The sequence below is a fragment of the Paenibacillus sp. FSL H7-0735 genome (assembly GCF_038008505.1).
Taxonomy (GTDB): domain Bacteria; phylum Bacillota; class Bacilli; order Paenibacillales; family Paenibacillaceae; genus Paenibacillus_AQ; species Paenibacillus_AQ odorifer.
The window spans coordinates 4,843,909-4,857,962 of sequence record NZ_JBBOZH010000001.1; the positions used below are offsets into that span (position 1 = coordinate 4,843,909).

A 14,054-nucleotide genomic window follows, 5' to 3' on the forward strand; every position below is an offset into this window, starting at 1 on the left:
TCACCTACCTCTTCTGTTTAGGATCAAGCACGTCCCGGAGTCCGTCTCCAAAGATATTGATCGCGATCACTGTCGCAAAAATCGATAACCCTGGTGGAATCCACAGCCACGGCCGATCCTGAAAGTCGATCATATTATTCGCAGCATCAATCATATTGCCCCAGGTTGGAGTTGGCGGCATAACACCTAGCCCAAAAAAGCTAAGAACCGATTCACTCAATATAGCGCCACCGATGTTAAGTGTAGCCATAACGATCAGTAACGGAACGATATTCGGCAGCAAATGATTAAATAATTTACGTCGGTCACGGAGGCCTAATACTACCGCCGCCTGCATAAACTCACGTTCACGCAGGCTAAGCATTTGCCCCCGTACCATACGTGCCATACCCGGCCAGCTAACAATACTAAGCATCAGCATAACGATATACATCCGATAATCCGTTGGAATCTTCCACTCCGATAATAACGCACCAAAAATAAAGAGCAGTGGCAGACTCGGGACCGTCAATAAAAGATCTGCAATCCGCATAATGATTTGATCGGCAATACCGCGGTAATACCCAGCAATAGCCCCCAAAAGAGCACCGATGAACACCGAAAGAACCATTGATGCTAGTCCTACGGTCAGTGAAATGCGCCCCGCCTGCATTACCCGGGTCAGAATATCTCTGCCCAATGCATCAGTGCCCAGCCAATGCTTCATATTGGGTGCCTTGTTCATCATAGCCATATTAATTTTGTTATCCGTATAAGGTGAGAACAGCGGACCAATAAAACAAAGCGCAAACATAAAGATCACCACCACAAATCCGGATACCGCCAGCTTGTTCTTTAGCAACCTCCGCATGGATTGCCGGAATAAAGAGGATTTTCCTTTGGTGGTCTGCGGCTTCGCGATCCCAGCTACATTACTTTGAACTGCCACGTCAGCTTCCTCCTCTCTATAGCCGAACTCTAGGATCGGCAATCCGGTACAAAACATCCGAAAGCAACGTTCCTATGACGGTAAGTATGGCAATAAACATCGTAAAGCCCATCAGCAAAGGATAATCCCTTAGTCCGAAGGACTGCATATACAGTTGGCCAATCCCAGGCCAATTGAATATTTTCTCAATAATAAGTGATCCGCCAAATAGTGCTGGAAGCTCAAAACCAACCAGTGTAATTGCGGGCAGCAAGGCATTACGTAAGGCGTGTGTAAAGAGCACCTTGCGTTCTTTTAGGCCTTTGGCGCGTGCCGTACGGATATAATCCTGTTTTAAGACATCAATCATATTGCTGCGGAAATAACGGGTGAGCGAACCTAATCCCAGAAGGGTCATAACTACAACCGGAAGGGTCATATGCGTTACGATCTCCTTAAAGTAAGCCAAACCCGTAGCATTACTCCCCGTGGTGATTATTCCACCTGGAGGCAGCCACTTGAGATCGACGGCCAGGATTTTGATCAGGAATAAGCCTATAAAAAATGACGGCAGCGACATTGCTGCAAATATAGCGATCATCACGAGTGTATCGAACCAGGAATATTGCTTATAGGCAGAGATGACGCCAATAATGACCGCAATCACCCACGTTAGAAACGTAGATACGGCAGCCAGCAAAAAGGAATTCCAAATATAATCATTAAAAAGCTGCAGCACAGGCTTTTGTTGAGCTAAGGAATACCCGAAATCACCATGCAGCGCATTCTTCATCCAGATCCCATACCGTTCAAGCACAGGCTTGTTTAAGCCGTAGATTTCACGAAGCTCAGCTTTGCGTTCAGCGGTCAATTTAATATTTCCGGTTATGAAATCACCGGGAGTTGAAGCATACAGACAGAAGATCAATAATGATGCCGCAAATAAGATGATGACCATGTACAACAGTCTTTTCGATAAATAAGCGCTCATGACAGACTCCTTATGATTCGTCCCCTGCCCTTGAATCCAGTCAGGGCAGGGGACACTGGTTTATTTATTTCAGGCTCCAAGTTGGCAGACTGCCAGCAAGACCGATGAACGGGCTGACCGATAGATTCTCAATACGTCCGTTATAGGCGTATACTGTCTTTTTATAACTTGTAAAAATAATAGGCAGTTCATCATTGAAAAGCTGATACAGCTCTTTATATACCGCTTTGCGTGCCTCAATATCAGTAGTGGCCAAGGCTTTGTTGTACAGCTCCAGGAATTTCGGATTGTCATAATCCGTGATTTCTCCATCGAAGAATTGCATGAACCCGTCAGACGGATCAGTCAACATGCTTGTGGAGAAGGATACGAGATCGTAGTCCCCACCTTCTACTTTCGATACCAGTGAGTTAAAGTCTGCGAAAACCTCAGGCTGGAATTCGATACCCAGCGCTTCAAAATTCTCTTTAGCTACAGCGATGAAAATATCTGTGTTTTTACTCTTCGAACCGAGGTAATGGATGGACAGCGGTTTGCCATCTTTTTCACGGATCCCCCCCGCGCCTACCGTCCAGCCAGCTTCATCGAGCAATTGTTTTGCTTTTTCCGGATCATATTTGTAAGGATTAATACCTTCCTCAGTGTAAGACCAGGAAATCGGCGATGCCGGGATGTTGGCAATAGAACCTGCACCTTGTGCTGCATCCACATAAATACTCTGACGATCCAAACCGTACACAATAGCTTGACGTACAAGCTTATCCTTGAGCTGCTCATGCTTGAGGTTAACTTGCAAGTAACCATAGGTACTTGGAGTGTATGGAATAATATTCACAAAACCAAGTGCTTTCAGCTTCTCGATATTCTCGTCTGTCGCACTAAAGGAAGCGTAGTCCACTTCACCAGTTTCTACGAACTGCCATACGTCGCCTTCCGTAGTTTTGTAGATGAAATGCTCCGTCTTTGGTTTACCTTTGAAATAATTCTCATTCGCTACAAAACGCACTTCTTGACCTGGAATAAATTTTTCCAGCTTGTAAGGTCCATCGCCAAGTGGCTTCTCATGTAGCTTTTTAATGTATTCAAGATTTCCAATTTTATAGTCCTTGCCATAGTAAGCTTTCGATAGTACATTCGAGCCGAGCTGTACCAGCGCTGTTGCGTTTGGTTGCTCAAGGGTTGCTGAGATCGTCTGTGGATCAATTACTTTAATGCCCTCAACTGTAGGGGATGTACCTTCCTTATAGGCTTTGCCGCCTTTAACATTTAGCGATGGAAGCTGGGAGCTACCGTCATACGATTTGTCGTATTGGATCGTCCATGTAAATGCCACATCATCCGCTGTTAACGGTGAACCGTCGCTGAATTTCAAATCTTTTCTCAAGTGGAACGTGTATGTAAGCTGATCATCTGAAACATCCCAGCTCTCCGCAAGCTCCGGCGTTGGAACGCCTTTGTCATCAACAGTTACGAGAGAAGCGTATAGCAGTGAAGAGACATTGCCATCATAACCACTTTGTTGAAAATAAGGAGTGAACGCTCCGCTTGGGTCCGTAAGCCCGACGATAATGGTATCTGTACGTTTCTGGGCCACCGCTGGAAGTTTGGATAAATCCGTGGCAGTCAAAGGTTCGCTTAGAGCACCCGCAGGAACAATCTCTGGTGCAGTGGTTGCTTCCACATTGGTTGAATTAGTCCCTGCAGCCGCATTGTTTGCGGATGAGGATTCGTTATTACTGTTGTTAGCGCAAGCAGAAAGTAACAGTGACCCCGTAAGCAGTAATGAAGTGATTACAATCGCATTTTTTCTCATGTACCTATCTCCCTTTTCTCTCTGAATAGAATAATAACTATAATTCCTACCCGTTAAGTATGAATAACATCTGATGTTCATTATAGAAAGGTTTTCTAGTTCTGTAAAGAGAGAACTTAAAAAAAATTCTCCATAAACAGAATTAGGTGATAATTAAAACAAATAAAAAAAGCCAAAACCCTCTATATATAAGAGAAGTCCTGGCTTTCAGACGGTTATATTTTTTCAAAATCATTATTTCAAATACTCGAATAGCTGCTCATTCATCCGATGAATACCTTCAAGACGCAGACTGTATCCGGTGACATTCTCTCCTTCAATATAGGCATGAAGCAAACCTGCACAACGAAGATTAAAAATATGATCATGCACAATCCCCTTCGAGATCCCCGCATGCTTAACAATTTCGGTAAACGTCTTACGGCCATCACTAAGGGCTTGGAGGATTTTTAGCCGGCTTTTTTCACTCAGACTACGGATCGCTCTGTACATAAAAGGGGAGATTTCCTCATTCTCCATCGATATCCACGCCGCATAATGGCAGATCGTTAATTCCCCATAGCAATAGATAATATTAGCAGGCTGAAAATGATACTGTGGAATCAGTACGAGCTTCTTAAGCCCATCCGTAGGCATGAAGTAAAATCCGTTGGTCGTCTTGTTCACGAAATCCGCAGTGTCCAGTTCATTAAGCTCCGTGTTCTTCGAATCCGCATGCTGCTGCAGTTTGCTCAAAATCGCAGGATTGCATTGGCTAAAGTACTGGCGGTTCCACTCGGAAAGTAAAAATACTACGCGGTTACGGTAATCCTCCATATGGCTTGGAAATACCTTTACATACTTTGATAAGGTCTCATATAACTCACCAACCGATAACCCTTCAATCCATTTCAACACACTGTCTACATCATCTTTAAATGGACAACAGTAAATGAGCAGATTCAACATTTTCCACTCATTGTTTAGTTCGGTTTCTTTCAGACGGGATAACAGCTCTTCACTGAGCGTGCTTTCAATTTCATTAGCCCACGCTACCCCTAAATCAATCTTCTTATAGGATTTTTTGCAGAGATAAGTATGTAAGCTGTTCAACAATTCATAAATCGATCCAAATTCAACCTCAACCTTGTATTCCACAATGATTCCTCCTGCTAGCGGTTCTTTTCAGTAGTGAGATATTCTCTTAATCTTATTGTATTATCCTGAGAATACGCAAGCTACTCTATAAACGGGAGTGTATAAAAATTCATTAGCTGCTGTTTCAGCACCCAATTTTCTGCATTTCACGTTGATTTAGCTGACATTTCCGCGAGCGTGGGCGCTATCGGATACAGCTGAGCTTGTGCTAATAGCGTTTGCTCGATCCGCAGGCATTAGTGGGGAATTAGGACTCTGGTCCGCAAGCTTCTGCGGAGGAATAGGTTCCTACGCAATCTGACACAGTTGACTTATGCAAATAACGTCTGCTGGGTCCGTAGGCTCTAGCTGGAGATTCAGACTCTGGTACGCAACCTCCAGCGGAGGATTAGAGTCCTGCGCTATCGGACTCAGTTGTCCTTGTGCTAATAGCGTCTGCTGGGTCCGCAGGCTTCAGCGGGAGATCAGGACTCAGCTCTATCGGACTCAGTTGTCCTTATACGCAGTATTATCCTCTTTTCAGCATGCTATCGGACTCCATTGGCACTATGAGCACTAAAAATACCTATTTCGTACCTATTCCAAAGGAATAGCTGCTCTGGTGTCCGAAAATTTACTCAAACGGCTAAATATGTGCAAATAGCGTCTGCTGGGTCCGTAAGCATCAGTGAGGAATTAGGATTCTGGTCCGTAAGCTTCTGCGGAGAATTAGGATCCTACGCTATCGGAAACCTATCGGACACGTTGACCTTATTCGCAGTATTATCCTCTTTTTTGCGTGCTATTGGACTCCATGGGTGCTATTGGCATAAAAAACACCTATTTCGTACCTATTCCAAAGAATTAGCTGCTCTGGTGTCCGAAAATTTACTCAAAAGACTAAAAATGTGCAAATAGCGTCTGCTGAGTCCGAAAGCATCAGTGGGGAATTAGGACTCTGGTCCGTAAGCTTCTGCTGAGGATTAGTATCCTACGCTATCGGACACAGTTGACGTTATTCGCAGTATTATCCCATTTTTTGTGAGCAATCGGACTCCATAGGCGCTATTGACACTATAAATGCCTATTTCGTGCCTATTCATAAGGAATAGCTGCACTGGGGTCCGAAAATTTGCTCAAAAGGCTAAAAATGTGCAAATAGCGTCTGCTGAGTCCGAAAGCATTAGTGGGAAATTAGAACTCTGGTCCGAAAGGTTCTACGGAGGATTAGTATCCTACGCTATCGGACACAGTTGACCTTATTCGCAGTATTATCCCCTTTTCAGCATGCTATCGGACTCCATAGGCGCTATTGACACAATAAATGCCTATTTCGTACCTATTCCAAAGGAATAGCTGTTCTGGTGTCCGAAAATTTACTCAAACGGCTAAATATGTGCAAAAAGCGTCTGCTGGGTCCTAAAGCATCAGTGGGAAATTAGAACTCTGGTCCGAAAGGTTCTACGGAGGATTAGGATCCTACGCTATCGGACTCAGTTTTCCTTATTCGCAGTATTATCCCCTTTTCAGCATCCGATCGGACTCCATAGGCGCTATTGACACTATAAATGCCTATTTCGTGCCTATTCATAAGGAATAGCTGCACTGGTGTCCGAAACTTTGCTCAAACGGCTAAATATGTGCAGATAGCGTCAGCTGGGTCCGAAAGGTTCTGCGGATAGGAAAACCAAGGGTTCGGAAGTTCGGGGGTCGGGGTTACGGGGTTACGGGGTTACGGGGTTACGGGGTTACGGGGTTACGGGGTTACGGGGTTACGGGGTTACGGGGTTACGGGGTTACGGGGTTACGGGGTTACGGGGTTACGGGGTTACGGGGTTACGGGGTTACGGGGTTACGGCATTCCAGGGTTACGGGTTCCGGCGTTCCAGGGTTCCGGCATTCCGGGGTTACGGGGTTACGGGGTTCTGGCATTTCGGGGTTCCGGGGGTTCCGGGGGTTCCGGGGGTTCCCAGCGTTCCCAGCGTTCCCAGCGTTCCCAGCGTTCCCAGTTTTCAGCTTACCAAAACAAATACTTGAGGTTAGTTAACTCACACTTGTTCATATTCTGCTATAGCCAAGTTGCCCACATGGACAAAAATGCAGCGCAGCGATCCACGGGTAACAAGGAAAGCAACATTCAGCCCGAAGAACAATCAATCTGGTTCGCTCCTCGCTTTTTGCAATTCATGGTAGTAAAATATAGGCAATAACTAATTAGGAGTGAAGCCATAAGATGCAAATTCAAAATGAAAACGGACGTTTTTTTGTTGCTAATGACGGTAAGGACCTTGCCGAAATCACATACAGTTTGGATAAAGAAACCGGGGAATTGGTCATTGACCACACTCGTGTCTCCGAAGAACTGCGCGGGCAAGGTACTGGACAAGAGCTTGTACGTGCTGTTGTGGACAAGGCTCGGAATGAGAATTTAAAAATTGTACCCGTGTGCTCCTATGCTGCGCATCAATTCGAGAAGCACCCGGAGTACAAAGACGTGCTGAGCGGGAATACTGGCGGGAGAGCTTAAAACCTGCTCCCGTTTCCGCGAAGCTTTTTTAGTAACTATGCGAACTTATAATAGTTCAAATACACTTTAGGGGGAAACGGGTTTGACGACTGCCGACACTTTTAAGAATATTGAGGAATTGCAACAACGCTGTGAGCAATATGAAGGAATCACATTAAAACTGAATTGGGATATGCTCCGCCAGCCATCAAGCGCAGGTGATACGGAATGGCTTGTGACTTATGAGGACGAATTGCTGGTCGGTTTCTTGGGACTCTATGGTTTTGGAAGCGATATGGAGGTCTGTGGCATGGTTCGGCCAGGCTACCGTCGACGCGGAATCTTCACCTCTCTGTGGAACCGAGCACAAACCATAATCAAACGCAATAAAGTCTCTAATCTTCTTCTAAATGCACCCGCCGCTTCTTCATCTGGAACTGCTTTCCTGCAAACCTTGCCTCTACAGTTCAATCACGCTGAATATCAAATGAAATGGGATGGCAATTCCATGGTTTCTTCTGATGTTAGCTCAGCAACAGGGACTGTGGTCTTACGGCCAGCTCGTGAAGAAGAGGCACATATTCTGGTCGAACTGGATTGTGGAGGTTTTGATATGAAGACAGAAGATGCTGCCGAGCAGTATGAGTTGCACAAACAGGAAGGTATGCAAGAGAATATTATGATCGAGATGGACGGCAGGCCTGTTGGGAAAATGCGAGTGTGGACTGAAGATAATGAATCCTGGATCTATGGATTTACAGTCGACAAAAAGCTACGTGGGCTTGGCATTGGCCGCAGCGCCCTTCTTCAGACCATCGAACGAGAGCGCCAAAATTATAATGGTGTAAATCTGGAGGTCGCACTGGATAATCCCAATGCACTTAAGCTGTATGAGAGCTGCGGCTTTGTCATTCAGAATAAACAGGATTATTACCGATTTATCGGCTAATCCCCCGACCTAACTCTTGAGATTTTAATAAAGCAGTAACAATAAGACCTCCTTACTTGCTGGTGTTCTAACCTGCAGATAAGGAGGTCTATATTTATTATAGTAAATAATTCGCTTCGCCTCTCTCATTTCTACGATCGCTGCAGCTTAAGGAACCGTCAGCTAACACTTCACGCTCAAGAAATACGGATAACAAACGAACATAATCCAGTGACTCCATAAGCGAGATTGCCTCTCCAGCAAAGCAGTATTTACGTCCATCCAGCAGCGAGAAAACTTCCACGGTCTCCGCTGGCTCACCATAAGCATGATGGCAAAAAACATTGGCCATATGCATAAATCCAGTGATGATATCCTCATTGCCATTAACCATAAACTTCTGAATGTTCACGCTTCGGCCACTTAGTGAAGAGTTCCAAGCCAGTTGCGTAATCATCGATAACTCCAAATTCAACGCTGGAACTGGGACATGCCACTGTTCATATAACATCACTGGAATCTCCTGTAGATGATTGCTTGAAACGATACGCATAAGCTCATCAGCTACACTCGTTTTGATATCCCAATATTGCAAAAGGGAGGGAAAAGCATCTCCCCTAGGAGGCCACCGTCGCTCTAACAGAAATTGTATAGGTGTCTCTCTCCGCACTTCCGGCAGCAGACTATAGAAGTCATTAAGCGTATGCCCCACAGCATATTGAACCTGCTGGCGCCAACGTGGGAGACCCGTCGCTTGAGCTCCGCTAGCTAAATTCTCAGTCCCGCCCAGCATAATATGCTCCATGCGATAATCGTGCAGCCGTTTATACGGAGGGGTATGTACAGCCCTTGCTTTGTTAAACCAACTTCCCACTGGCCCCCCCATCTTAGGTTACCGCCATACAGGCTTCGATGAATTGACGTCCGAATTGACGGCAGGCTTCTTTTTCTACAGCATTAGGGCCATACTCAATCTTTAGGCTATCTTGCAAAATGACTGCTCCACGCTCCTTTAACTTCTCCTCGATAACATCCACTGCCCCACAATAAATGGCGTAGCCTGTATCCCCACTACCAAAAACTGCTGACTTCATGGCAGTCAAATCAAGTTCATCCATCTCCTCATAGAAATCAAGAGATTCATCCGGCAACTCTCCGTCTCCCCAAGTATATGCCCCTAGCAGAACGCCTTCATATGATTTTATCTCAATCGCATTACATTCAGTGACCGACTTCAAAACAGCCTCACCGCCTGCTTGGCGTATTCCTTCTACAATCAATTCAGCCATTTCCTCAGTGTTCCCAGTCAAACTAGCATATGCCACAAGCACTTTAGCCATAAACTCCTGTTCCTCCCCTACTAACACCTTAAATTTAAATCATATACGCTTCACCTCATTCTATTTGATAATGATTATCATTGTCAATAAATAAAGTTAAAAAAACGCAAACTCCCCGTTATTACACACGGTTGAAGTTTGCGCTCCGTCTCATTTTTCTTAAAAAGAAGCTTAATAAGCACCTTCCAGCAAGGTTATGTGATTCCCATCAGGATCACGAAAATTCATTTCTTTACCGCCATATTCCATCGTAACAGGTGGCTGACAATCCAGTCCCTTAGCTTTCAACTGCTCGTATGTCTCATCAAAATTATCACAGCCGAATACTAAATTAACAAAACCTGTCGTAAGATTTTCCCACTTTGCAGCATCCCAAATAATAATTCCCGGCTGTTTCTTGTCAAAACCAAGCTTTGCCCCGTCGAAATTACCGTAACCTTCGAAAGGCATAGGAATTCCTAGTACCTCCGTATAAAATTTAGCTGACGCCGCAGTATCTTTAGTGTAAATGTTAGTCCCTTCAAAAGACGAAATCATAACTTGTCCCCTCTCATTTTCATAATATGTCTCATTTCTTACATGGGTTTAGTCTAACAAGGTTAACACGCTTTGTATTGCAAAATTACGACATTCTTCGGCCTGCATAGACCAAGGCTTCAAGTGGGGTTCTTCCAGCATATTTTTTGAAATTATTGATAAAATGGGACTGGTGACTGTAACCATACGCGAAAATAAGATCCTGCATATTCTTTGTCTGCCCAGGTAAATGACACATCTCCCGCCATACATTCTGAAACCGCACGAGATCTGCTGTTTTTTTAGGCGATACACCTATATATTCTTGAAAAAGCCGTTCAAGTTGTCGTCTGCTTAAATTAGAACTGGTCTCCAAATCCTCAGCGGTCACAATCCCTTTTTGTTTAACCATAGTATAGACTGCGTTCATCATCCGATCGTTAGTCCGCCCTCCACGCTCAAGACGACGAAGCAGATAGGCTTCAGCGGCTGCAATCCTTTCGTCCATCGAGTTTACTTTCTCCAATAGATGACCAAGCTCTTTTTTAAAAGTGCCAAAATAATGTTCTACATCGACATGTGCATTCAAGACATTCCGCAGATGATCATCTGCAAAAAAATGAACCGCCCAGAAATGAAACCGGATACCAAAGGTTGAACTCCCCCCTGGCTTTCCGTCTGAAGAGACTTCAAATGGAGTGTCATTGATACCGGAGAAAAAAGTGTTTGTATTGCCTGATTCTCTATCCAAATCCCAAATAATATCCATACAGGTATCCGGAATTATTGTCTCCGTCTCAGGTTGTTGTATAGACTCCACATCTACAGAACCCCAAAAACAGCGAATAAACGGCTGCAAGGCATGGCTGGGCAGAAACTCACTAGTGTGGTTGGGTTTTGCAGTTATAGGGAAATACAGCGGTGAGAGATTGAACATAGCTTTAGTTCTCCGATCGTAAATAGGGTAAGGACTCTACTATCTGATCATACACAATCAAGTCTTGCAGCACCAGTTGAATAGCCGCATAAGCATGGGAATATTATACACTTCATTAGCATTGGACAAAATAATTGGTGAAGCTGGCTGAGGCGTAATTTGTTTGTAGCAATCAGGTGAAATGTTGTACAATAAAGGCTAAATGAATTTTTTTGAAGGATGGATTAAATCATGTATATAGCGAGCGATTGGAAAGACTATGAAGTAATTGATACAGGCGGTGGAGAGAAGCTCGAACGCTGGGGCGATATTATCTTGCGTCGTCCTGATCCACAGATTATTTGGCCTCTAAATAATGAGACCGCTAAATGGCGTGATGTGCACGGACATTATCACCGTTCCTCCGCTGGTGGCGGACAATGGGAAATGAAAAAAACCATTCCGGACGATTGGAAGATTAGCTATGGTAAATTAAAATTCCACTTACGTCCTACAAACTTCAAGCATACAGGACTATTCCCGGAACAAGCAGCCAACTGGAGCTGGATGATGGACAAGATTGCAGCGGCTAACCGTCCAATCTCAGTGCTGAATCTTTTTGCTTACACAGGTGGAGCTACTGTGGCAGCGGCGAGTGCCGGTGCGTCTGTCGTTCACGTAGATGCAGCCAAAGGTATGGTGCAGTGGGCGAAAGAAAACGTTCAGCTGTCTGGTCTTGGAGAACGTCCAGTCCGCTTTATCACGGATGATGTATTCAAGTTCGTACAACGTGAACAACGCCGCGGAAGTAAATATGATGCGATTATTATGGACCCTCCTTCTTACGGAAGAGGACCTGGTGGAGAAATGTGGAAGCTTGAATCAAGCTTGTATCCTTTCCTTGAGAGCTGTATGGAGATTATGAGCGACAACCCCTTGTTCATGCTCATTAATTCCTACACCACAGGAATTTCTCCAACTGTACTGCGCAACATGTTGTCCATGACCATGGGCAAACGTTATGGCGGAAAACTTACCTCCGGCGAAATCGGTCTTCCGATCACCTCCTCCGGCATGAATCTGCCATGTGGTATCCTGGGTCGCTGGGAGGCGTAAGCCATGACACAACATAGTTCCGGCAACAATGAGGCTGTAAGCGGCGGATCACAACGCTTTGAAGTGTTGTACGAAGACAACCATCTTCTGGGGATTGTAAAACCCGTGAATATTCCTGTTCAGGAGGATGCAACAGGCGATCCTGACCTGCTGAACCTGCTGAAAGAAGATGTGAAGGAACGTTTCAACAAACCCGGCAACGTCTATATCGGTCTGGTCCACCGTTTGGATCGACCGGTTGGGGGAGCAATGATTTTTGCCAAGACTTCCAAAGCGGCTTCAAGACTATCCGAGAGTGTCCGTACTCACGGCTTTCATAAGGTGTATTTAACAGTCGTGCATGGTAAACCGCCAGCCACTCGTGGCCGTCTTACAGATACGCTGCTTAAAGACGCAAAGAGTAACACCGTCACTGTGGTTCGAAAAGGAACTCCCGGCGGCAAGGAAGCAATTCTGGATTACACAGTTCTTGACAGTGCAGAAGGATACAGCCTGCTTAAGATTGATTTACTTACAGGCCGTTCCCACCAAATTCGGGTGCAGCTAAGTTCGATCGGCTGCCCATTATACGGTGATCAGAAGTACGGGGCTTCAGTGAACAGACCGGGGCAACAAATTGCGTTATGGTCAGCACTTGTAGGATTCCCTCACCCTGTTACTAAAGAAGAAGTGGAACTCATCTCTCTGCCCCCACAAACCCATCCTTGGGATCTGTGGCCGCGGGAAACACTACAAAAAGGGCTGTCCTAAAGCAGCCGTTTCTAGGCATTGAAACGATAAAAACGAGGCAGTGATTCTCCGGTTAGTGGAGAATCACTGCCTCGTTTTTGTTTCTGCGTCTGCTACTTGAACAGACTATGGGAATAGGGTCCACGCTGGAGTGTTCTTCCTAGCTCCGCAGAATATGCTTAGTCCGATTATTCTAGCCGGGCATTGAAGATCCCTTTGAGATTAAACATCCTTTCGAGATTAAACATCCCTTCCAGCCTGAACTTAGCTAACGGTAACCCGCTCAGTTTAGCTGAGGATCAGCAGTGGTTCAGCAGTGGTTCAGCAGTGGTTCAGCAGTGGTTCAGCAGTGGATCCTAGATGGAATCTGAAATGAAAAGTAAGATAACTGCATTCTATACACTTATTCCGAATAAAAAGCAGTAGATCGGATTTTAAGTGTACTTTTTACAATTAAAAATCAGGGAAACTGCAAAAAGAGAAGTAAATCAAGAAAATAGTTGTATAAAATACAGTTATATTTCATCAATCGAGTAATTAGCAAACAATAGCTGTACAAAATACAACTAAATGCATCTAGATGCATCTAGGTGCCTCTAATTGCTCTAAAACACTCTAAATGCTTCTACATACTCTAAATACTCTAAATACTTCTAACACTCTAAATGCTTCTACATACTCTAAATGCACTAGTGATACAGCAAAGCTATTTGCTTCAAGGTGTAGAACCCTCCGGTGTAGTTGTAACAACCATTTTGCCCATTAAGTAGAGCAGTAACTGTTGGTTATGAGAGGAGATCGGATCAAGCGCTTCCGCAAAAAAATCACTGCGGATCTTTAGACCACGTGCAGCTTCTTCCTTTCCAGTCTCCGTTATGCTCACCCATACAATCCGCCGGTCCGAAGCATCTCTTTCCCGCACAATAAGCTCATGCTTCTCCATCCGATCAAGTAACATCGTAACCGCTGCAGGACTGGTCGCCAAATGTGGAGCCAGATCAGAAGGCTTCATCGCGTCGCGTTCCTGAAGCAGTTCAAGTACAGTAAGTTGGGCATCCGTCAGCGTTGGAGCAAGATTACTGTCCATATGTAATTTATAATCTTTTAAAATCTTATGCCAAATTTTACTGAATTCAGAAGCATGCACACTTATTCCTTCCTTTCCTCGCGGTTCTA

General features: G+C 44.9%; 14 protein-coding genes. 5 read left to right on the plus strand and 9 right to left on the minus strand.

The features are described from left to right. Nucleotides 1-4: 4 nt before the first annotated feature. The 4 genes from opp4C to NSS82_RS22070 form a co-directional block, all read right to left on the minus strand. Nucleotides 5-928: an oligopeptide ABC transporter permease gene (opp4C, locus tag NSS82_RS22055; RefSeq protein WP_036685740.1), complete on the minus strand. Its 924-nt coding sequence runs from the start codon at nucleotides 926-928 to the stop codon at nucleotides 5-7. 16 nt (nucleotides 929-944) lie between these two features. Next, entirely contained in the window at nucleotides 945-1,898 is a 954-nt protein-coding gene (locus tag NSS82_RS22060; protein ID WP_076130810.1) for an ABC transporter permease, read from the minus strand. Between the two features lie 64 nt (nucleotides 1,899-1,962). Further along, the gene (locus NSS82_RS22065; RefSeq protein WP_076273018.1) at nucleotides 1,963-3,711 is read right to left on the minus strand and encodes an ABC transporter substrate-binding protein; all 1,749 of its coding nucleotides are present in this window, start codon (nucleotides 3,709-3,711) and stop codon (nucleotides 1,963-1,965) included. Nucleotides 3,712-3,945: 234 nt separating this feature from the next. After that, nucleotides 3,946-4,848, minus strand: coding sequence for an ArsR/SmtB family transcription factor (locus NSS82_RS22070; protein WP_076216097.1), 903 nt, complete (start codon nucleotides 4,846-4,848; stop codon nucleotides 3,946-3,948). Nucleotides 4,849-7,060: 2,212 nt separating this feature from the next. Between NSS82_RS22070 and NSS82_RS22075 the strand changes: the two genes are divergently transcribed. Together NSS82_RS22075 and NSS82_RS22080 are read left to right on the plus strand one after the other, a co-directional pair. Beyond that, nucleotides 7,061-7,354 (plus strand): GNAT family N-acetyltransferase, encoded by a 294-nt coding sequence (locus NSS82_RS22075; protein ID WP_036685732.1) that lies wholly within the window; start codon nucleotides 7,061-7,063, stop codon nucleotides 7,352-7,354. Between the two features lie 82 nt (nucleotides 7,355-7,436). Next, on the plus strand, nucleotides 7,437-8,282 hold the full coding sequence (locus NSS82_RS22080; protein ID WP_076273566.1) for a GNAT family N-acetyltransferase: 846 nt from the start codon (nucleotides 7,437-7,439) through the stop codon (nucleotides 8,280-8,282). A gap of 97 nt (nucleotides 8,283-8,379) precedes the next feature. Here the strand turns inward: NSS82_RS22080 and NSS82_RS22085 are convergent, their stop codons facing one another. The 4 genes from NSS82_RS22085 to NSS82_RS22100 all read right to left on the minus strand — a co-directional run bounded on the left by NSS82_RS22085 (nucleotide 8,380) and on the right by NSS82_RS22100 (nucleotide 11,054). Further along, entirely contained in the window at nucleotides 8,380-9,135 is a 756-nt protein-coding gene (locus NSS82_RS22085; protein ID WP_176462674.1) for a hypothetical protein, read from the minus strand. A gap of 13 nt (nucleotides 9,136-9,148) precedes the next feature. After that, a complete protein-coding gene (locus tag NSS82_RS22090; protein ID WP_076104467.1) occupies nucleotides 9,149-9,601 on the minus strand; it encodes a flavodoxin in 453 nt (150 codons plus the stop codon). A 171-nt stretch (nucleotides 9,602-9,772) separates the two neighbouring features. Then, nucleotides 9,773-10,138, minus strand: a complete 366-nt coding sequence (locus tag NSS82_RS22095) for a VOC family protein (RefSeq protein ID WP_076273564.1) — start codon at nucleotides 10,136-10,138, stop codon at nucleotides 9,773-9,775. A gap of 85 nt (nucleotides 10,139-10,223) precedes the next feature. Beyond that, entirely contained in the window at nucleotides 10,224-11,054 is an 831-nt protein-coding gene (locus NSS82_RS22100; RefSeq protein ID WP_076273563.1) for an AraC family transcriptional regulator, read from the minus strand. 231 nt (nucleotides 11,055-11,285) lie between these two features. Here NSS82_RS22100 and NSS82_RS22105 point away from each other — a divergent pair, with 231 nt between their 5' ends. The 3 genes from NSS82_RS22105 (at nucleotide 11,286) to NSS82_RS22115 (ending at nucleotide 13,238) form a co-directional block, all read left to right on the plus strand. Continuing rightward, nucleotides 11,286-12,149, plus strand: a complete 864-nt coding sequence (locus NSS82_RS22105; RefSeq protein WP_036685718.1) for a class I SAM-dependent methyltransferase — start codon at nucleotides 11,286-11,288, stop codon at nucleotides 12,147-12,149. A gap of 3 nt (nucleotides 12,150-12,152) precedes the next feature. Next, complete coding sequence (locus NSS82_RS22110; RefSeq protein WP_076127603.1) at nucleotides 12,153-12,899, plus strand: RluA family pseudouridine synthase; 747 nt, start codon at nucleotides 12,153-12,155, stop codon at nucleotides 12,897-12,899. 195 nt (nucleotides 12,900-13,094) lie between these two features. After that, on the plus strand, nucleotides 13,095-13,238 hold the full coding sequence (locus tag NSS82_RS22115; protein WP_178944286.1) for a hypothetical protein: 144 nt from the start codon (nucleotides 13,095-13,097) through the stop codon (nucleotides 13,236-13,238). Between the two features lie 355 nt (nucleotides 13,239-13,593). Here the strand turns inward: NSS82_RS22115 and NSS82_RS22120 are convergent, their stop codons facing one another. After that, a complete protein-coding gene (locus NSS82_RS22120; protein WP_076273562.1) occupies nucleotides 13,594-14,025 on the minus strand; it encodes a MarR family winged helix-turn-helix transcriptional regulator in 432 nt (143 codons plus the stop codon). Nucleotides 14,026-14,054 lie beyond the last annotated feature (29 nt).